The organism is Cellulomonas pasadenensis (genome assembly GCF_047229365.1).
In the GTDB taxonomy this organism is placed as follows: Bacteria; Actinomycetota; Actinomycetes; order Actinomycetales; family Cellulomonadaceae; genus Cellulomonas.
In genome coordinates this window covers 59888-79238 of record NZ_JBFTEP010000002.1, presented here as the reverse complement: position 1 = coordinate 79238, position 19351 = coordinate 59888, and the positions used below count along the sequence as shown (strand labels likewise).

The 19351-nt window shown below is 75.2% G+C and carries 16 protein-coding genes; 12 read left to right on the top strand and 4 right to left on the bottom strand.

Annotated features, from left to right (window positions below):
• From AB6N23_RS00880 to pyk, 12 genes are all read left to right on the top strand, one after another.
• A partial coding sequence (locus tag AB6N23_RS00880; RefSeq protein ID WP_412863863.1) for a Trp biosynthesis-associated membrane protein occupies positions 1-447 on the top strand: 447 nt, incomplete at its 5' end.
• An 89-nt stretch (positions 448-536) separates the two neighbouring features.
• Entirely contained in the window at positions 537-842 is a 306-nt protein-coding gene (locus tag AB6N23_RS00875) for an HGxxPAAW family protein (RefSeq protein ID WP_412863861.1), read from the top strand.
• A gap of 76 nt (positions 843-918) precedes the next feature.
• A complete protein-coding gene (locus tag AB6N23_RS00870; protein ID WP_412863859.1) occupies positions 919-1587 on the top strand; it encodes a DUF4190 domain-containing protein in 669 nt (222 codons plus the stop codon).
• 5 nt (positions 1588-1592) lie between these two features.
• On the top strand, positions 1593-2039 hold the full coding sequence (locus AB6N23_RS00865; RefSeq protein ID WP_412863857.1) for a DUF2752 domain-containing protein: 447 nt from the start codon (positions 1593-1595) through the stop codon (positions 2037-2039).
• Between the two features lie 40 nt (positions 2040-2079).
• Complete coding sequence (locus AB6N23_RS00860; protein ID WP_412863855.1) at positions 2080-2763, top strand: DUF4190 domain-containing protein; 684 nt, start codon at positions 2080-2082, stop codon at positions 2761-2763.
• A gap of 147 nt (positions 2764-2910) precedes the next feature.
• Positions 2911-3723: an indole-3-glycerol phosphate synthase TrpC gene (gene trpC, locus AB6N23_RS00855; protein ID WP_412863853.1), complete on the top strand. Its 813-nt coding sequence runs from the start codon at positions 2911-2913 to the stop codon at positions 3721-3723.
• A gap of 32 nt (positions 3724-3755) precedes the next feature.
• Positions 3756-5033, top strand: coding sequence for a tryptophan synthase subunit beta (gene trpB, locus AB6N23_RS00850; protein WP_412863871.1), 1278 nt, complete (start codon positions 3756-3758; stop codon positions 5031-5033).
• Entirely contained in the window at positions 5030-5866 is an 837-nt protein-coding gene (gene trpA, locus AB6N23_RS00845; RefSeq protein ID WP_412863851.1) for a tryptophan synthase subunit alpha, read from the top strand. Before trpB ends, trpA begins: the two co-directional genes overlap by 4 nt.
• The gene (gene lgt, locus AB6N23_RS00840; protein ID WP_412863849.1) at positions 5863-6753 is read left to right on the top strand and encodes a prolipoprotein diacylglyceryl transferase; all 891 of its coding nucleotides are present in this window, start codon (positions 5863-5865) and stop codon (positions 6751-6753) included. Before trpA ends, lgt begins: the two co-directional genes overlap by 4 nt.
• Positions 6754-6910: 157 nt before the next feature.
• Complete coding sequence (gene gltB / locus AB6N23_RS00835) at positions 6911-11476, top strand: glutamate synthase large subunit (protein WP_412863847.1); 4566 nt, start codon at positions 6911-6913, stop codon at positions 11474-11476.
• Complete coding sequence (locus AB6N23_RS00830; protein WP_412863845.1) at positions 11469-12935, top strand: glutamate synthase subunit beta; 1467 nt, start codon at positions 11469-11471, stop codon at positions 12933-12935. Before gltB ends, AB6N23_RS00830 begins: the two co-directional genes overlap by 8 nt.
• Before the next feature lie 124 nt (positions 12936-13059).
• Positions 13060-14496: a pyruvate kinase gene (gene pyk, locus AB6N23_RS00825; protein WP_412863843.1), complete on the top strand. Its 1437-nt coding sequence runs from the start codon at positions 13060-13062 to the stop codon at positions 14494-14496.
• Between the two features lie 37 nt (positions 14497-14533).
• Here the strand turns inward: pyk and AB6N23_RS00820 are convergent, their stop codons facing one another.
• From AB6N23_RS00820 to AB6N23_RS00805, 4 genes are all read right to left on the bottom strand, one after another.
• A complete protein-coding gene (locus tag AB6N23_RS00820; RefSeq protein WP_412863841.1) occupies positions 14534-15451 on the bottom strand; it encodes a hypothetical protein in 918 nt (305 codons plus the stop codon).
• A gap of 49 nt (positions 15452-15500) precedes the next feature.
• Complete coding sequence (locus tag AB6N23_RS00815; RefSeq protein ID WP_412863839.1) at positions 15501-16247, bottom strand: MBL fold metallo-hydrolase; 747 nt, start codon at positions 16245-16247, stop codon at positions 15501-15503.
• Between the two features lie 67 nt (positions 16248-16314).
• Positions 16315-17313, bottom strand: coding sequence for a hydroxyacid dehydrogenase (locus AB6N23_RS00810; RefSeq protein WP_412863837.1), 999 nt, complete (start codon positions 17311-17313; stop codon positions 16315-16317).
• Entirely contained in the window at positions 17310-19307 is a 1998-nt protein-coding gene (locus tag AB6N23_RS00805) for a DUF2264 domain-containing protein (protein ID WP_412863836.1), read from the bottom strand. Before AB6N23_RS00805 ends, AB6N23_RS00810 begins: the two co-directional genes overlap by 4 nt.
• Between the last annotated feature and the right edge of the window lie 44 nt (positions 19308-19351).

Here is a 19351-nt window from a genome sequence, read left to right as displayed (position 1 = left end):
CTCGCCCGCAGCATCGGGGGCTACCACGCGGGGGTCGCCGTCGCCGCGGTCGTGGCGGCGTGCGGGGCGCTGGTCGTCGCGGCGTCGCTCGCGGTGCTGCGCGACCCCGCGGGGGCGGCGGCCACCGCGGTCGCCGACCGCACGGGCGTCGAGCCCGTCGCGCCGGACGCCGTCCTCACCGCCGGCCCGGTCGTCGCGACGGCCGTCGGCGCGCTCGTCGTGCTCCTCGCGCTCCTCCTGCTGCGTGCGCCGGGGGACTGGCGGACGCGCTCGCGCCGGCACGAGGTTCCCGGCGGTGCGGCGGCGCCCGGCGCCGGCGAGGGTCCGGCCGCGTCGGGCCCGTCGGCAGGTCGGCCGACGGGACCGCCGGCGACGGCCGGCGCGGCCCCGGACGACGACGGCCGCGCCGACTGGGACGCGCTGAGCCGCGGCGACGACCCCTCCTGACCACCGACCCGACCACAGCCCTGACCAGCGCGTGCCTCCCTGACGACTCGGATAGGGTTGGCGCGAACCGAGCACCGAAGGACGTACCCATGGCCGACCACTCCCTGGCCCACCGCGCGCAGCACCAGACCCCGACCGAGACGGTCCACCTGCCGCCGTCGACCCCGCCGACCAACCACGGCAAGACCGTGGCGGCGTGGACGACGACGTGGACGATCGTGCTCGGCGCGCTCGTCGCCGCGCTGGGCGTCGCCTTCGCGCTCGTCTGGATGTTCTGGGTCGGGATGGGCGTCATCGTGCTCGGCATCGTCCTCGGCAAGGTCCTGCAGGTGCTGGGCCACGGCCAGGGCGGCGCCGCGACGCTCGCACGCGAGAAGCGCCGCGGCGGTCACTGACCCGACCGGCGGGCACGAACCCGCCGGTCCGACGCGGGCGCGCCGTCGGCGCGCCTCCTGACGCAGGGAGAGCTGGATGTCGAGCCCGAACGACCCGCGCGACCCGTACGCCCCCGACGACGAGCCCCGTCCCGCCGACGGGCCCCGTGCCACCGGCGACGGAGCCGCGGCGCCGGGTGCGCCCGAGCCGTCGTCGTCCGGCACGGACGTGCCGCCGTACCCGGCCGGCACGAGCCCGGACGCGCCGTCGGCACCGTCCTACGGCCGGCCGACCGGTGCGGGCGACGCTCCGACGTACGGCCAGGCACCCGCGTACGGGCAGGCGCCCGCCTACGGCCAGGCACCGGCGTACGGGCAGGACCCGGCGTACGGGCAGGCGCAGCCCTACGGCCAGGGCCAGGGCTGGGGAGACCCGGCGTCGGCCGGCTCGACGCGCAGGAACGCGCTCGGCATCTGGTCGCTCGTCCTCGGCATCCTGTCGATCGTCCTGTGCTGCATCGGCTGGCTGCCGGGCATCCCGGCCGTCATCCTCGGCTTCCTGGGCCGCGGCGCCGCGGCGCGCGGCGAGGCGACGAACCGGGGCATGTCGCTCGCGGGTCTGATCCTCGGTGCGATCGGCCTCGTCATCGGCCTGTACTTCCTGATCAGCTTCCTCGCCGGCATCGCCCAGTACGGCGGCTGGGGCGGCTTCATGGAGTACCTCGAGGACGAGGTGCAGCGCACCCAGCAGCTCCAGCAGCCCTGACGTCCGTGAGCTCGGCAGCACACGCCGCCGCGTCCCGCCGCCGTGCGGGGCGCGGCGGCGTGCTGCTGCCCCTGGCCGTCGGGGCGGCGGGCGCCGCGGCCGCGGCGCTGCTCGTGGTGCGCACGCCGTACACGCCGCTGTCGTACGGGATCTGCCCGTCCGTGCTGCTGCTCGGTGTCAGCTGCCCCGGCTGCGGCGGGCTGCGCGCGACCCACGACCTCCTCACCGGTGACCTCGCGGGCGCGTGGCACGCCAACCCGCTCTGGGTGCTCGTCGCCCCGCTGCTGCTCGCCGGCTGGGCCGTGTGGACGCGGCGCCGGTGGCGCGGCACGTCGGCGGGAGTGCCGCCGGTGTGGCTCGCATGGGTCGTGCTCGTCGTCGTCGTGCTGTTCGGCGTCCTGCGCAACGTGCCCGCGCTCGCCCCGTACCTCGGCCCCGCGCCGCTCACCTGAACCCGTCCCGGCGTGCGCCGGACGACCACCGGAGGACCTCATGACACAGCCCGTCGACCCCGCAGGCCGACCCGGCGCCGACGTGCCGCCGTACGGCCAGGAGGCGCCGTACGGGCCCCCGCCCGGCGCCTCGACGGCGGGGGACACCGGAGCGGGCGCCCCGGCCGGTGCCGGTGCGCCCGACGCGGGCGCGGGCACCGGGGGCGCATCCGGCGGCGCGTACGCCGCACCCGGCGGCGCGTACGCCGCACCCGGCGGCGCGTACGCCGCCCCGGCTGCACCCTCCGCGGCCGCGGGTGAGCAGGCCGGTGCCGCGCAGGACGCGCAGGACGCGCACGCCGGCACGCCGTACGCCGGCACCTCGTACGCGGGCACCCCGTACGCGGGCACCTCGTACGCGGGCACCCCGTACGCGGGTCCCGGCTACTGGCCCCGCAACGACCTCGGGATCTGGTCGCTCGTCCTCGGCATCGCGGGCATCGTCCTCGCGTGCGGGTTCTTCACCGGCATCCCGGCGGTGGTCGTCGGCACGAACGCGCGCAAGGCGATCGCCCGCGGCGAGGCGAACAACGACGGCGTCGTCACCGCGGGCATCGTGCTCGGCTGGCTCTCGATCGCGTTTGGCCTGCTGATGCTCGTCGTCCTCGTGCTGTCGTTCCTCATCCCGCTCGTCGTCCTCGGGATCACGCTGCCGTGGGCCGCGGCGACGTCCCCCGGCTACTGAGCACGTCCACGGCCAGGTCCACGGACCGGGCCGTGGACGGATGTGGTCCAGGGCACGTCTACGATGGCCAGTCGGCAGCCGGTGCACCGGGGAGGGCGCGCACGGGGACGGCAGCCGTTCCGACCGGGCGAAGGGGATGAGCCGCCGATGACCGTGCTGGACGACATCGTCGCGGGGGTCCGGGAGGACCTCGCCGCCCGAGAGGCCGCGACGCCGCTGGCCGACCTGAAGGAGCGCGCCGCACGCCGCGAGTCCGCGCTGCAGTGCGTCAACCGCCTCAAGGTGGACGACGCCGTGACCGTCATCGCCGAGGTGAAGCGGTCGAGCCCCAGCAAGGGCACGCTCGCCACCATCAGCGACCCGGCGGCCCTGGCGGCCGAGTACGCCAAGGGCGGCGCGGTCGCGATCTCGGTGCTCACCGAGCGGCGCCGGTTCAACGGCTCGCTGGAGGACCTCGACGCCGTGCGCGCACGTGTCGACGTGCCCGTGCTGCGCAAGGACTTCGTCGTGACGCCGTACCAGGTGTGGGAGGCGCGCGCCCACGGCGCCGACCTGGTGCTGCTCATCGTCGCGGCGCTCGAGCAGACCGTGCTCGAGTCGCTCGTGGAGCGGGTGCACTCGCTGGGCATGACGGCCCTCGTCGAGGTGCACGACACCGAGGAGGTCGCCCGCGCGGTGGACGCCGGTGCGCGCGTCATCGGCGTGAACGCCCGCGACCTCAAGACCCTCGACGTCGACCGGAACACGTTCGCGCGCGTCGCGCCGGCGATCCCGTCGGACGTCGTCAAGGTCGCCGAGTCCGGCGTGCGCGGCCCGCACGACGTCATGGACTACGCCCGCGCCGGCGCGGACGTCGTCCTCGTGGGCGAGGCGCTCGTGACGGACGACGCGCCGCGGCAGTCCGTCGCGGACCTCGTCGCCGCCGGCGCCCACCCCTCGCTGCGGGCGGTGCGCCAGTGAGCGCCACCGGACGCAGCCAGGTGAGCCGGCGCATGCGGGACGTGCTGCGCAGCGGCGGCACGCTGGGCGCGCACGAGGGCCCGTACTTCGGCGAGTTCGGCGGCCGGTTCGTGCCCGAGGCGCTCATCGCGGCCCTCGACGAGCTCGACACGGAGTACCACAAGGCGCTCGCCGACCCGACGTTCGCCGACGAGCTGGAGCGCCTGCACCGCACGTACACGGGACGCCCCAACCCGATCACCGAGGTGCCGCGGTTCGCGGCGCACGTGGGCGAGGGCGTGCGCGTGTTCCTCAAGCGCGAGGACCTCAACCACACGGGCTCGCACAAGATCAACAACGTGCTCGGCCAGGCCCTGCTGGTCAAGCGCATGGGCAAGAAGCGCGTCATCGCCGAGACCGGCGCCGGGCAGCACGGGGTCGCGACCGCGACGGCGTGCGCGCTGATGGACCTCGAGTGCACGATCTACATGGGCGAGGAGGACACGCAGCGACAGGCGCTCAACGTCGCGCGGATGCGGCTCCTCGGGGCCGAGGTCGTGCCGGTGACCATCGGGTCGCGCACGCTCAAGGACGCGATCAACGAGGCGCTGCGCGACTGGGTCGCCAACGTCGACACGACGCACTACCTGCTCGGCACCGTGACCGGCCCGCACCCGTTCCCCGAGATGGTGCGCGACTTCCACAAGGTCATCGGCGACGAGGCGCGGGCGCAGCTGCTCGAGGAGACCGGGCACCTGCCCGACGCGGTCGTGGCGTGCGTCGGCGGCGGCTCGAACGCGATGGGCGTCTTCAACGCGTTCCTCGACGACCCCGAGGTGCGGCTCTTCGGCTTCGAGGCGGGCGGCGAGGGCGTCGAGTCCGGCCGGCACTCCGCCCGGTTCTCGGGCGGCGTGCCCGGCGTGCTGCACGGTGCCCGCAGCTACCTGCTGCAGGACGAGGACGGCCAGACGCTGCCGAGCCACTCGGTGTCGGCGGGCCTGGACTACCCGAGCGTCGGCCCCGAGCACGCGTGGCTGCACGACATCGGCCGTGCGACCTACCGCCCCGTGACGGACGTCGAGGCCATGCAGGCGTTCGAGCTGCTGTGCCGCACCGAGGGCATCATCCCCGCCATCGAGTCCGCGCACGCCCTCGCCGGGGCCATCCAGATCGGTGCCGAGGCCCGCACCTGGGCGACGGACGGCCGGGACGCCGTGGTGCTCGTCAACCTCTCGGGGCGCGGCGACAAGGACGTGGCGACCGCGGCCGCGTGGTTCGGCCTCATCGAGGACGAGCCGGTGCTGAAGGCCGACGAGGGGGAGCAGCTGTGAGCACGACGCAGGTCCGGTCGCGGTCCGCGGAGCGGCTGGACACGCTGGCGGGGGGTGCCGACCCGCGCGCCGCCCTCATCGGGTACCTGCCCGTCGGGTTCCCGTCGGTGCCGGGGTCGGTCCGCGCGGTCCGCGCGATGGTCGAGGCGGGCGTCGACGTCGTCGAGCTCGGCATGCCGTACACCGACCCCGTCATGGACGGCCCGCTGATCCAGCGCGCGGTCGACGCGGCCCTGGCGGGCGGCACGCGTGTCCGGGACACCCTCGTGGCGGTCGAGCAGGTCGCCGACGCCGGTGCCCCGGTGCTCGTCATGACGTACTGGAACCTCGTCCTGCGCTACGGCGTCGACGCCTACGCGCGCGACCTCGCGGCCGCGGGCGGCGCGGGCCTCATCACGCCCGACCTCATCCCGGACGAGGCCGCCGACTGGATGGCGGCGGCCGACGCGCACGGCCTCGACCGCGTGTTCCTCGTCGCGCCGAGCTCGACGCCCGAGCGGCTGGCCTCGACCGCGGCGGCGAGCCGCGGCTTCGTCTACGCCGCGTCCACGATGGGCGTCACGGGGGAGCGCGCCACGGTCGGCGACCGCGCGCAGCAGCTCGTCGCCGACACCCGCGCCGCCGGCGCGTCGCGCGTGTGCGTGGGTCTGGGCGTGTCGCGGCCGGAGCAGGCCGCGCAGGTCGCCTCGTACGCCGACGGCGTCATCGTCGGCTCGGCGTTCGTGCGCCCGCTGCTCGACGCGCCCGACGAGACGGCCGGCATCGACGCGCTGCAGGGCGTGGTCGCGGGACTCGCCGAGGGCGTCCGGTCCGCCGACAGGTCGCCGCGGTGACGCTCGCCGCCGCCGTGGTGGCGGCCGGGATCCCCAGCCCCTCGCAGGGCGTGTGGCACCTGGGGCCGTTCCCGCTGCGGGCGTACGCGTTCGCGATCCTGCTCGGCATCGCCGCGGCGGTGGTCCTCACGCGGCGCCGGTGGGCCGCACGCGGCGGCGACCCCGAGACGGTGCTCGACATCACGTACTGGGCGGTGCCGTTCGGCATCGTCGGCGGCCGCATCTACCACGTCCTCAGCTCGCCCGACGCGTACTTCGGACCCGGCGGGGACCCGGTCCGTGCGCTGTACGTGTGGGAGGGCGGCCTCGGCATCTGGGGTGCGGTCGCGTTCGGCGCCGTCGGCGCGTGGATCGGCTGCCGCCGCCACGGCGTGCGGCTCGCGCCCTTCGCGGACGCGCTCGCCCCCGGCCTGCTCGTCGCGCAGGCCATCGGCCGGCTGGGCAACTGGTTCAACCAGGAGCTCTTCGGCGGTCCGACGACCCTGCCGTGGGGTCTGCAGATCGACGAGGCGCACCTGCCGGCGGGCTTCGAGCCCGGGACCCTGTTCCACCCGACGTTCCTGTACGAGCTGCTGTGGAACCTGGCGGCCGCCGCGCTGCTCGTCTGGCTCGACCGCCGGTTCCGGCTCGGGCACGGGCGCGTGTTCTGGCTCTACGTCGCCTTCTACACCGCCGGGCGGCTCTGGATCGAGCTGCTGCGGATCGACCCCGCCGAGACGGTGCTGGGTCTGCGCCTCAACGTCTGGACGTCGGTCGTGGTCGGGCTCGGCGCGCTGATAGCGTTCGTGCTGGTCGGCCGTCTGCATCCAGGACGTGACACGACCCTCCTGCGGACACCCCCCACGACGCAGGACGACGAGGCGGACGCCTCCGCTCCCGCCCGGTGACCGGGGCGGTCGGGCGCCGTCCGGCCATCATCCGAGGCGGCGTCCCCTGCGCGTGCGCGCGGGTCGTATAGTCGCCTCCACACCGGGCCGACGACGTCCCTGTACTCCCCCCTGTTGTTGCGATGCCCCGAGCCCGGGGACTGTGAGGACGGTGCTGATGTCCACGTCGCCCGTGAGCCCCGGCGCCACCGGTGCGCCTGCCCGGCACGGCCTCTACGACCCCGCCGCCGAGCACGACGCGTGCGGGTTCGCCTGGGTCGCCACGCTCCGCGGCACGCCCGGCCGCGACATCGTCGACGCCGGCCTGACGGCGCTGCTCAACCTCGACCACCGCGGCGCCGTCGGCGCCGAGGAGGACAGCGGCGACGGCGCGGGCATCCTCACGCAGATCCCCGACGCCTTCCTGCGCGACGTCGTCGACGCGGAGCTGCCGCCCGCCGGCCGCTACGCGATCGGCATGGCGTTCCTGCCCGTCGAGGAGGGCGACCAGCAGCGCGCCGTGCGCACGGTCGAGGCCATCGCGGCGGAGGAGAAGCTCGACGTCCTCGCGTGGCGCGACGTCGTCGTGACCGCGGACCTCGTCGGCCCCACCGCGCGCGCGTCGATGCCCGCCTTCCGCCAGCTCGTCGTGGCGGACCCCTCGCGCGAGCTGGCGGGCATCGAGCTGGACCGGCGCACCTACCGCCTGCGCAAGCGGGCCGAGCGCGAGGCCGGCGTCTACTTCGCCTCGCTGTCGGCGCGCACGATCGTCTACAAGGGCATGCTCACGCCGGGGCAGCTGGAGCCGTTCTTCGCGGACCTGTCCGACCCCCGCTACGCGTCCGAGATCGCGCTCGTCCACTCGCGCTTCTCGACGAACACGTTCCCCTCCTGGCCGCTCGCGCAGCCGTTCCGGATGATCGCCCACAACGGCGAGATCAACACGGTGCGTGGCAACCGCAACTGGATGGCGGCGCGCGAGGGCATGCTCGCCTCCGAGGCGCTCGGCGACCTCGCCCCGCTGCTGCCGGTGTGCACGCCGGGCGGGTCGGACTCGGGCAGCTTCGACGAGGTGCTCGAGCTGCTGCACCTCGCCGGCCGCTCGCTGCCGCACGCGATGACGATGATGATCCCGGAGCCGTGGGAGAACCACGCGCAGATGGACCCGGCGACGCGCGCGTTCTTCGAGTACCACTCGACGCTCATGGAGCCGTGGGACGGCCCCGCCGCGATGACGTTCACCGACGGCACGGTCATCGGCTCGATGCAGGACCGCAACGGCCTGCGCCCCGGCCGCTACTGGGTGACCGAGGACGGGCTCGTCGTCTGCGCGTCCGAGGCCGGCGTGCTGGAGATCGACCCGGCGTCCGTGGTGGCGAAGGGCCGCCTCGAGCCGGGCATCTTCTTCCTCGTCGACACCGGCCAGGGCCGGATCGTCGCGGACGCCGAGGTCATGTCGCAGCTCGCGGCGCGCCGGCCGTACGCGCAGTGGCTCGAGGAGAACCTCGTGCGCCTCGAGCAGCTGCCCGAGCGCGACCACGTGTCGCACTCGAGCGCCTCGGTGCGGCGCCGCCAGCGCGCGTTCGGCTACACCGAGGAGGAGCTGAAGATCCTCCTGTCGCCCATGGCGGCCGCCGGTGCGGAGCCGCTCGGGGCGATGGGCTCCGACACGCCCGTCGCCGTCCTGTCGCAGCGCCCCCGGCTGCTGTTCGACTACTTCACGCAGATGTTCGCCCAGGTGACCAACCCGCCGCTCGACGCGATCCGCGAGGAGCTCGTGACGTCGATCGGCGGCGCCATCGGCCCCGAGCCGAACCTGCTGGCGGACGGGCCCGAGCACGCGCGCAAGCTCGCGCTGCCGTTCCCGGTCCTCGACAACGACCAGCTCGCCAAGATCGTGCACGTCGCCAAGGAGCCGTCGCTCGGCTTCCGCGCGGCCACGATCCGCGGCCTGTACAAGGTCGACGGCGGGGGAGCGGCGCTCGAGAAGCGGCTCGAGGAGATCTTCGCGGAGGTCGACCGCGCGGTCGAGGAGGGCGTCAGCTTCCTCGTCCTGTCGGACCGCAACTCCGACGCCGACCTGGCGCCGATCCCGTCGCTGCTGCTGCTGTCCGCGGTGCACCACCACACGCTGCGCCGCCACACCCGCACGCAGATCTCGCTCGTCGTCGAGGCCGGCGACGTGCGCGAGGTGCACCACGTCGCCCTGCTGATCGGCTACGGCGCCGCGGCGGTGAACCCGTACCTCGCGATGGAGTCGGTCGAGGAGCTCGCCCGCGGCGGCTTCCTGCCGGGCGTCGCCCCCGAGAAGGCCGTCGCGAACCTCATCAAGGCGCTCGGCAAGGGCGTCCTCAAGGTGATGTCGAAGATGGGCATCTCGACGATCGCGTCGTACCGCGGCGCGCAGGTCTTCGAGGCGATCGGCCTGTCCCACGCGCTCGTCGAGAAGTACTTCACCGGGACCACGAGCCGCCTCGGCGGCATCGGTCTCGACGTCATCGCCGCGGAGGTGGCGGCGCGCCACGCCGACGCGTACCCGGCGAGCGGCAACCGGCAGGCGCACCAGCGCCTCGCGGTCGGCGGCGAGTACCAGTGGCGCCGCGGGGGCGAGGAGCACCTCTTCGACCCGGAGACGGTGTTCCGGCTCCAGCACTCGACGCGCACGCGACAGATGGACGTCTTCCGCCAGTACACGCAGCGTGTGGACGAGCAGTCGGAGCGGCTGATGACGCTGCGCGGCCTGCTGCGGTTCAAGGACGGCGTGCGCCCGCCCGTGCCGGTCGACGAGGTCGAGCCGGTCACGGAGATCGTCAAGCGCTTCCAGACGGGCGCCATGTCGTACGGGTCGATCTCGGCCGAGGCGCACGAGACGCTCGCGATCGCGATGAACCGGCTCGGCGGCAAGTCCAACACCGGCGAGGGCGGCGAGGACCCGGAGCGCCTGCACGACCCCGAGCGCCGCTCCGCGATCAAGCAGATCGCCTCCGGCCGCTTCGGCGTGACCAGCGAGTACCTGACGAACGCCGACGACATCCAGATCAAGCTCGCGCAGGGCGCCAAGCCCGGCGAGGGCGGTCAGCTGCCCGGGCACAAGGTCTACCCGTGGGTCGCGAGGACCCGGCACTCGACGCCGGGCGTCGGCCTCATCTCGCCGCCGCCGCACCACGACATCTACTCGATCGAGGACCTGGCGCAGCTGATCCACGACGCCAAGAACGCGAACCCGTCGGCGCGCATCCACACCAAGCTCGTCAGCGAGTTCGGCGTCGGGACGATCGCCGCGGGCGTCGCCAAGGCGCACTCCGACGTCGTGCTGATCTCCGGCCACGACGGCGGGACGGGCGCCTCGCCGCTGACGTCGCTCAAGCACGCCGGAACGCCGTGGGAGATCGGCCTCGCCGAGACCCAGCAGACGCTCGTGCTGAACGACCTGCGCGACCGCGTCGTCGTGCAGGTCGACGGCCAGCTGAAGACGGGGCGCGACGTGGTCGTCGGCGCGCTGCTCGGCGCCGAGGAGTTCGGCTTCGCGACGGCGCCCCTCGTGGTCTCCGGCTGCGTCATGATGCGCGTCTGCCACCTCGACACGTGCCCGGTGGGCGTCGCGACGCAGAACCCCGAGCTGCGGGCCCGGTTCACCGGCAAGCCCGAGTTCGTCGTGACGTTCTTCGAGTTCATCGCGCAGGAGGTCCGCGAGCTGCTCGCCGCGCTCGGGTTCCGCAGCCTCCAGGAGGCGGTCGGCCACGTCGAGATGCTCGACACGCGCCAGGCCGTGGACCACTGGAAGGCCGCCGGGCTCGACCTGACGCCGGTGCTCGCGCAGCCGCAGCCGCTGCCCGGGTCCGCGCTGCACCACGTCAAGCAGCAGGACCACGGCCTGTCGCGCGCGCTCGACAACCAGCTCGTCGCGATGGCGGGCGACGCCCTCGAGCGGGGCGAGCCGGTGCGCATCGACCTGCCGGTCCGCAACGTGAACCGCACCGTCGGCACCATGCTGGGCCACCACGTCACCAAGCGGTACGGCGGGCAGGGCCTGCCCGACGACACGATCGACGTGACGCTGACCGGGTCGGCCGGCCAGTCGTTCGGCGCCTTCCTGCCGCGTGGCATCACGCTGCGGCTGTTCGGCGACGCCAACGACTACGTCGGCAAGGGCCTGTCCGGCGGCCGGATCGTCGTGCGGCCGGACCGCAGCTCGGTCCTGTCGAGCGAGCACAACGTCATCGCGGGCAACGTCATCGGCTACGGCGCGACGAGCGGGCAGATCTTCCTGCGCGGTCTCGTGGGCGAGCGGTTCGGCGTCCGCAACTCCGGCGCGACGCTCGTCGTCGAGGGTGTGGGCGACCACGCCTGCGAGTACATGACGGGCGGCACGGTGGTCGTGCTGGGCCGGACCGGCCGCAACTTCGGCGCCGGCATGTCAGGCGGCACGGCCTACGTGCTCGACCTGCAGCCCGCGCTCGTGAACCTCGAGGCCGTCCGCTCGGGCGAGCTGTCGCTCGCGCCGCTGGACGACGACGACGCGGCGCTGGTCGAGCGGCTGCTGCGCGCGCACGCCGAGGAGACGGGGTCGCCGGTCGCGGCCCAGCTCCTCGAGGACCCCGCGGGCACCCGGGCGCGCTTCACGCGCCTGCTGCCCACCGAGTACGCACGCGTCCGGAGCGCGCTCGCGACGGCCGAGGCCGAGGGCCTCGACCCGACCGCGCCGGGCGTGTGGGACAAGATCCTGGAGGTGGCCCGTGGCTGATCCCCGCGGCTTCCTGAAGGTGCGGGAGCGCGAGCTCCCGCCCAACCGCCCCGTCGAGGTGCGGCTGCGCGACTGGAAGGACGTGCACGCCCACCTGGTCGCCGGCCAGCCGTTCCTCAAGGAGCAGGCGGGCCGCTGCATGGACTGCGGCATCCCGTTCTGCCACAACGGCTGCCCGCTCGGGAACCTCATCCCCGAGTGGAACGACCTCGTGTGGCGCGGGCAGTGGGCCGACGCCATCGACCGCCTGCACGCGACGAACAACTTCCCCGAGTTCACCGGGCGCATCTGCCCGGCGCCGTGCGAGTCGAGCTGCGTCCTCGGCATCAACCAGCCGCCGGTGACCATCAAGAACGTCGAGGTCACGATCATCGACGAGGCGTTCGCGCGCGGGCTGGTGACGCCGCAGGTGCCGCAGCGCCTGACGGGGCACACCGTCGCCGTGGTCGGGTCGGGACCCGCGGGCCTGGCCGCCGCGCAGCAGCTCACGCGGGCCGGCCACACCGTCGCGGTGTACGAGCGCGACGACGAGATCGGCGGCCTGCTGCGCTACGGCGTGCCCGACTTCAAGCTCGAGAAGGAGCACATCGACCGCCGGCTCGAGCAGATGCGCGCCGAGGGCACGCGCTTCCGTGCCGGCGTCGAGGTCGGCCGCGACGTCACGTGGGCGCAGCTGCAGGCACGGTACGACGCGATCGTCGTCGCGACCGGCGCCACCGTGCCGCGCCAGCCCCGGGTCGACGGGCTCGACCTCGCGGGCGTCCACCCCGCGATGGAGTACCTGCACCAGGCGAACGCGGTCGTGGCCGGCAAGGACGTGCCCGGGCAGATCACCGCCGAGGGCAAGCACGTCGTCATCATCGGCGGCGGCGACACCGGCTCCGACTGCCTCGGCACCGCCCTGCGCCAGGGTGCCGCGTCGGTCACGACGCTGGCCATCGGCAGGCGTCCGCCCGAGGAGCGGCCGGCGCACCAGCCGTGGCCGACCGACCCGGTGACGTTCGAGGTCTCGTCCTCGCACGAGGAGGGCGGGGAGCGCGCGTACCTCGCGTCCACGGTGGCGTTCGTCGGCGACGACGCCGGGCGCGTGCAGCGCCTGCGCGTCGCCGAGACCGAGTACCTGTCCGACGGCCGCCGCGTGCCCAAGGCGGGCACCGAGCGCGACGTCCCCGCCGACCTCGTGCTGCTCGCGATGGGCTTCACCGGTCCGGAGACCGACGTGCTGACCGGCCAGCTCGGCGTCACCACGACGGACCGCGGGCTCGTCGCACGCGACGAGGAGTTCGCGACCGACGTGCCGGGCGTGTTCGTCGCGGGCGACGCCGGGCGCGGGCAGTCGCTCGTCGTGTGGGCCATCGCCGAGGGTCGCGCCGCGGCCGCCGCGGTCGACGCGTACCTCTCCGGTTCCTCCGAGCTGCCGGTCCCCGTCACCGCCAGCACCGTCGCGCTGCGTCCCTGACCTCCCGCCCGTCCCCCGATCCGCACACCCCCGAACCGACCCGGGCCGCGTACCTGCTGGTGCGCGGCCCGTGCCGGGACGTCCGGCCTGTGGCCGGCACCCCAGGAAGGCTTAGTCTCGAACCATGCGTAGAGCCAAGATCGTCTGCACCATCGGCCCCGCCACGGAGTCGGCCGAGCAGGTCCAGGCCCTCGTCGACGCGGGGATGGACGTCGCCCGCCTGAACCGCAGCCACGGTGACACCGAGGTGCACAAGCGCGTGTACGACAACGTGCGCGCCGCGGCGAAGGCCTCGGGCCGCTCGGTGGCCGTCCTCGTCGACCTCCAGGGCCCCAAGATCCGCCTCGGCCGGTTCACCGAGGGCAAGCACCAGCTCGCCGTCGGTGACGTCTTCACCATCACGACCGACGAGATCGAGGGCACCAAGGAGCGCGTCTCCACGACGTTCAAGGGCCTGCCGGGCGACGTGAAGCCGGGCGACCCGATCCTCATCGACGACGGCAAGGTGCTCGTGCGCGTCACCGCCGTCGAGGGCAACGACGTCGTCACCCGTGTCGAGGTCCCGGGTCCCGTGTCGAACAACAAGGGCCTGAACCTGCCGGGCGTCGCGGTGTCGGTGCCCGCGATGAGCGACAAGGACGAGGAGGACCTGCGCTGGGCCCTCAACGTCGGCGCCGACATCATCGCCCTGTCGTTCGTCCGCACCGCGGCCGACTACGACGACGTGCGCCGGATCATGGAGGAGGAGGGCCGGGTCGTCCCGGTCGTCGCCAAGATCGAGAAGCCGCAGGCCGTCGAGAACCTCACCGAGATCGTCCAGGCGTTCGACGGCATCATGGTCGCCCGCGGGGACCTCGGCGTCGAGCTGCCCCTCGAGCAGGTGCCGCTCGTGCAGAAGCGCGCGGTCGAGCTCGCCCGCCGCAACGCCAAGCCGGTCATCGTCGCGACGCAGGTGCTCGAGTCGATGATCACGAGCCCGCGTCCCACGCGCGCCGAGGCGTCGGACTGCGCCAACGCCGTCCTCGACGGCGCGGACGCGGTCATGCTCTCCGGCGAGACCAGCGTCGGCGACTACCCGATCGAGGCGGTCCGCACGATGGCCCGCATCATCGAGAGCACCGAGGAGCTCGGCCGGGAGCGCATCGCGCCGCTCGGCTCCGTGCCGTCGACGCGCGGTGGCGCCATCACGCGCGCCGCGGCGGAGATCGGCGAGGTCATCGGCGTGAAGTACCTCGTGACCTTCACGCAGTCCGGCGACTCGGCGCGTCGCATGTCGCGCCTGCGCTCGTCGATCCCGCTGCTCGCCTTCACGCCCGAGGAGTCGGTGCGCAACCTGCTGTCCCTCTCGTGGGGCGTGCAGACGTACCAGGTGCCCGAGGTCGAGAGCACGGACGTCATGGTCAGCCAGGTGGACCAGACGCTCCGCGCGAACGGCCTCGCCGAGGTGGGCGACTACGTGGTGGTCGTCGCCGGCACGCCCGTGGGCGTGGTCGGCTCGACCAACACGGTCGTCGTGCACAAGATCGGTGACGAGGAGCAGACCCGCACCCGCATCGCCTGACGGCCGCGACCGGCGCCCCGCGCCGGCCCCGGTCCCGTCACGACGGCCGCCGCCCCTCCCGGGCGGCGGCCGTCGTGCGTCCGGCGGCGCCGCGGCCGCGGACGTCCGTGCCCCAGAGCTCGACGGTCTGCAGCACCCAGAACACGCCGAACAGGGCGACGAGGGCCGCCTCCGTGACGAGCACGGCGTGGCGCCACGCGGGCACGGTGCTGCGCAGGACCACGACGGTCGCCAGCGCGACCAGCAGCGCGACCGCGACCGCCGTGTACGCGGTGCCCCAGCGTGCCGAGACCGCCCGGGCGGCGAACGCGCGCAGCAGCACGACCGCGGCCGTGGCGAGGAAGAGCCCGACGGCGGCGAGGTCGTGCGCCGTCGTCGCGAACCGGGCCGCGTCGAGGAGGAAGAGCGCCCCGAGACCCGCCAGGACCAGGCCGGCGCCGAGGCGTGCGGCCCGCTCGACGGCGGTGAGGGCGACCCGCCGGCGCACCGCGAGCCGCACGACGGTCGCCAGCGCACCGGCGACGAGCAGCGCACCGACCCCGGTCCGGACGCCGGGGAGGACGTCGGCCACGGCCGGGTCCCCGGCCGCCGCCCGTGCCGCCCAGGACGCGACCACGGCGCCGCCGCACGTCGGCTCCTGGCTCGTGGGCGTCAGCGCGACGACGAGTGCCAGCGCGCCGGCGAGGTCGAGCGCCGTGTTCGTGAGGTCGGAGACGTCGCGGTAGACGAGCAGGACGACGCCGACGGCGACGAGCGCGCCGACCACGGCGTCGTGGGCACCGGTCCAGTAGTAGGCGCTGACGGACGTCTGCCAGCACCCCTGCGCGACGGCCTCGAGCGTCACGGCCGCGCCGAGCAGCACGACGAGCGCGACGAGGCCGAGCCGCAGGCTGCGGTACGTGTCGCGGACCGCGCGGCGTCCCGCCGCCACGTCGTCGGGGCTGTCGGTGCTCACGCGTCCAGCCTGGCACCGGCCACCGACGCCCGCCCGGGGCGGCCGCGGGTCAGTGCGGCCCGACGTGGCGTGCGTGCTCGACCGCGGAGCCGATCCCGTCGGTCCACGGGTCGCCGTGGCCGGGCAGGACGACGGACGCACCCGTGGCCGCCAGCGCGTCGAGCGACGCGAGCGCCTGCGCGCTGTCGGCGGTGGCCGCGCCGGCCACGATCTGCGGTCCGCGCCCGTAGGTGTACGGGTCGAGGGTCACGAGGGCGTCGCCGGACAGGAGCGCGTCCCGGTCCGGCAGGTGCAGCGCGACGTGGCCGAGCGTGTGGCCGGGGGAGAGGACGACGACGGGGGAGCCGGGTACCGGCAGGGTCCCTCCCGTCGGGATCGGCGTCGTGCCGGTGACCCCGGGGACGCGCCAGGCGCCGGCGGCCAGCATCGCGGTGAGCGGCACGAGCCCGAGCGGGTGCCGCACGGGGTACGCGGCGCGCGGGCGCTCGTGCAGGTACTGGTACGGGTGCGCCGCCAGCGTGGCGTCCTCGGGGTGCACCCAGATCGGCACGCCCAGCCGGCGCTGCGCCGCGGCGGCCGAGCCCGTGTGGTCGAAGTGCGCGTGCGTGAGCACCACCGCGGCGACGTCGTCGGGGCGGCGGCCCAGCGCGCGCACCGCGTGGCCCAGGAGCGACCAGGTGTCGGGCAGTCCGGTGTCGACGATCGTCAGGCGACCGTCGTCGCCCTCGACCAGGTAGCAGTTCACGTACGCGTGCGCGAGCCGGTGGACCCCGGGCGCGACGTCGGTCGTCAGCATGGTGCACCTCCTGCGGGCCACGGTAGGTGGGGTCCCCGGTGCCCGCGCGTCCGGACGGCGGTGCGTGTCAGGCGATGCGCGCGAGGTCGTCCGCGCGGACCTCGGAGCGCAGCGTGCCGGTGCGCACCCACCGGCCGACCTCGGCGACCGCCTCGTCCCCGAGCCGGCGCAGCTCGTTGCCGAGGGAGCCGGCCACGTGCGGCGTGAGCACGACCCCCGGGGCGTCGAACAGCGGGTGGTCGGGCGGCAGCGGCTCGGGGTCGGTCACGTCGAGCACCGCGCGCAGCCGCCCGCGCAGCACCTCGGCCGTGAGTGCGTCGGTGTCGACGAGGCTGCCGCGGGCCGTGTTGAGCAGCGTCGTCCCGTCGCGCATCCGGGCGAGCTGGGCGGCGCCGATCATGCGGTGGGTCGCGGGGAGCGCGGGCGCGTGCAGCGTGACCACGTCCGAGGCCGCCAGGAGCTCGTCGAGCGGCAGCAGCTCGGCACCGAGCGCCGTGGCCTGCGCGGGAGTCACGGACGGGTCGTGCAGGAGCGGACGCAGGTCGAACGGGCGCAGCAGGTCGAGCAGGCGGCGCCCGGTGCGCGACGCCCCGACGACACCGACCGTCGCACCGTTGTTGCCGACCTCGCCCGCCGGGCGCCAGGCGTCGGGCCGGCGGCCGGTCGCGTAGTGCTCGGCCGCCTCGCCGACGCGCTTGCCGGCCAGCAGCACCATGGCCAGCGCGTACTCCGCGACGGGCAGGGCGTTCGTCGCGGCACCGCTCGACACGCGCACCCCGCGCTCCCACACCGCCGGCGTGACGAGGGACTTCACCGTGCCGGCCGTGTGCACGACGAGCCGCAGGCGCGGCATCGCGTCGAGCGCGGCGGCGTCGAGGGGCGGTGCGCCCCAGCCCGTGACGAGCACGTCGACGTCGGCCAGCCCGGCGTGCGCCACGGCGGCGGGCGCGACGACGCCGTCGCGCAGGTCGACGTGCGCGCGGAGCGCGTCGAGCGCGCGCGCGTCCAGCAGGCGGGGCAGGAGCGTGGCCTCCCCGAGCACGACGGCGGCGACGGGCCGGCTCATGCCGCGACCTCCGTCCCGGCGGGCACGACGTCCGTCCGTCCGTCGCGCCAGCGCACGACGACGTCCGCGCCGCGCGCCTCGACCGCGGAGACGAGGTCGAGGTCGACGTCCGCGGGCGTCCCCGCGAGCACCACGAGCGCGGCCACGACCTGGCCGGCGGCGACGGGCGCGCTGCCGCGCAGCCACGGCGTCGCGGACCACCGCGCGAGCGGGTCGGCGCCGTCGCGCCACGTGACCCCCGACTCGTCCAGCCCGAGGACGGCCCGCACGGCGCTCAGCGTGCCGTCGGCGCGGTGCAGCACGACGCGGTCCACCGTCCGCTCGACGTGCACGTCGCCGCGCTCGGCGACGGCGAGCGGCCAGCCGCCGAGGTGGGCACGCCACGGGCCGGGGTCGGCGGGCCAGGCCGCGCTCGCGTCGGGGCGTCCGACCGGGTCGTGCGCCGCGGGCCGCCACCACGCGAGCCGCAGCTCGTGCACGCCGTGCACGACCGAGGCGGTGGTGAGGGCGGGCCCGCGCCGGACGCCCGCCCACGCGGCGTGGTCGGCGGCCGCCGGGGAGCCGGGGAGGTCGAGCCAGTGCACGTCGGAGCGCGACACGGCGGAGGTCGCGCCCAGGTGCACGCGGCGGACCGCGTCGCGGTGGGAGGGCGCGCCCGCCGCGTCGAGCAGCGCGGTGTGCGACTCGAGCGGGGCCGCGACCGCGTCGCGCGTGAGCTGCGGCGAGGTCGTCGTCGAGTACCCGAGCCGGCGGTAGAAGGGGTCGTCGGCACGGGGCGCCGTGGTCGGCTCGAGCACCCGGTCGGAGCCGTGGTTGAGCACGCGGACGACGCCGTCGCGCGGTGTCCGCACGACCAGCCACCCCGGCGCGGGCATCGCGACGACCTCCGGCGGGCCCGTCCGGACCGCCGGCGCGGGCGCGGTCCACACCGCGTGGTCCGCGGGCAGCAGCAGCCCGAGGAACGCCTTGCTGGCCCAGTACGGCGACGCACCGCCGGAGTACAGCTGCCGCAGGGCCGGGAACGGCCCGTGCCAGCCGACCGGCAGGAGCCCGCGCGCGTCCACCGCGCCCGCGGCGAGGAAGTGCTCGAGCACCCCGGACGCGAGGGCGCGCGTCTCGCCGGGGTCGAGCGGCGTCGCGTCGGCGAGCGCGCCGGCCCACACGGGCGCCAGCACGGCCGCGCGGTAGGTGGCCGACCGGCCCTGCAGCAGCGGTGCGCCGGACGTGCCGACGAGATGGCGCGCCTGGTCGAGGAACGCGTGCAGGCGCTGCGCGTGCACGGCGCCGAGCCGCCGCCCGCGGAGCCGGGCGTGGAGCAGCGGGTAGAGGTGCCACGCCCAGCCCGCGTAGTGGTCGAAGCTCTGGCGCTCGCCGTCACGGCCGCGTCCGTCGGAGTACCAGCCGTCGCCGACGTACAGGTCCTCGCGCAGGGCGTCGTTGCGGTCGAGGTCGTCCTGGCTCCACGGCCCGCCCACCTCGGCCAGGAAGCCCTCCACGACGTCCTGGAACCACAACCAGTTGTTGCGGTAGCCGCTCGTCCCGACGATGTCGGCGAACCAGTCGACGACGCGCTGCCGGACGCGCTCGTCCAGCCGGTCCCACAGCCAGGGGCGCGTCTCGGCCAGCGCCACGGCCACCGACGCCGCCTCCACGACGGCCTGCCGGCGCTCCGTCATGCGGGGCCAGCGCTCGGGGCTCGCCGGGTCGGTGCCGGCGGCCAGCCCGGACGCGTACCGCTCGAGCAGCCCGTCGGGGTCCGCGCCGCGCTCCCCGCCGACGCGGAACGCGGCGAGCAGGAACGTCCGCGCGTACCCCTCGAGGCCGTCGCTCCACGTGCCGGACGCGCTGACCGGACCGGGCAGCGCGAGCAGCGCGTGCCCGGGCGACGCGTAGGGCCGCACGGCGCGCAGCAGGTGGTCCGCGACGGACAGCCAGCGCTGCCGTCCGCCGTCGGGTGCGGTGCGGGCGGGGGTCTCGTCGTCGAGCGCGGCCATGCGCCGAGCCTGCGCTAGGGTCGGCCGGCACCGGGCGGGATCGG

Coding starts and splice junctions, on each gene's coding strand:
- AB6N23_RS00875 (WP_412863861.1), top strand. CDS start 537: ATGGCCGACCACTCCCTGGCCCACCGCGCGCAGCACCAGACCCCGACC.
- AB6N23_RS00870 (WP_412863859.1), top strand. CDS start 919: ATGTCGAGCCCGAACGACCCGCGCGACCCGTACGCCCCCGACGACGAG.
- AB6N23_RS00860 (WP_412863855.1), top strand. CDS start 2,080: ATGACACAGCCCGTCGACCCCGCAGGCCGACCCGGCGCCGACGTGCCG.
- trpC (WP_412863853.1), top strand. CDS start 2,911: ATGACCGTGCTGGACGACATCGTCGCGGGGGTCCGGGAGGACCTCGCC.
- trpB (WP_412863871.1), top strand. CDS start 3,756: ATGCGGGACGTGCTGCGCAGCGGCGGCACGCTGGGCGCGCACGAGGGC.
- gltB (WP_412863847.1), top strand. CDS start 6,911: ATGTCCACGTCGCCCGTGAGCCCCGGCGCCACCGGTGCGCCTGCCCGG.
- pyk (WP_412863843.1), top strand. CDS start 13,060: ATGCGTAGAGCCAAGATCGTCTGCACCATCGGCCCCGCCACGGAGTCG.
- AB6N23_RS00815 (WP_412863839.1), bottom strand. CDS start 16,247: ATGCTGACGACCGACGTCGCGCCCGGGGTCCACCGGCTCGCGCACGCG.
- AB6N23_RS00810 (WP_412863837.1), bottom strand. CDS start 17,313: ATGAGCCGGCCCGTCGCCGCCGTCGTGCTCGGGGAGGCCACGCTCCTG.
- AB6N23_RS00805 (WP_412863836.1), bottom strand. CDS start 19,307: ATGGCCGCGCTCGACGACGAGACCCCCGCCCGCACCGCACCCGACGGC.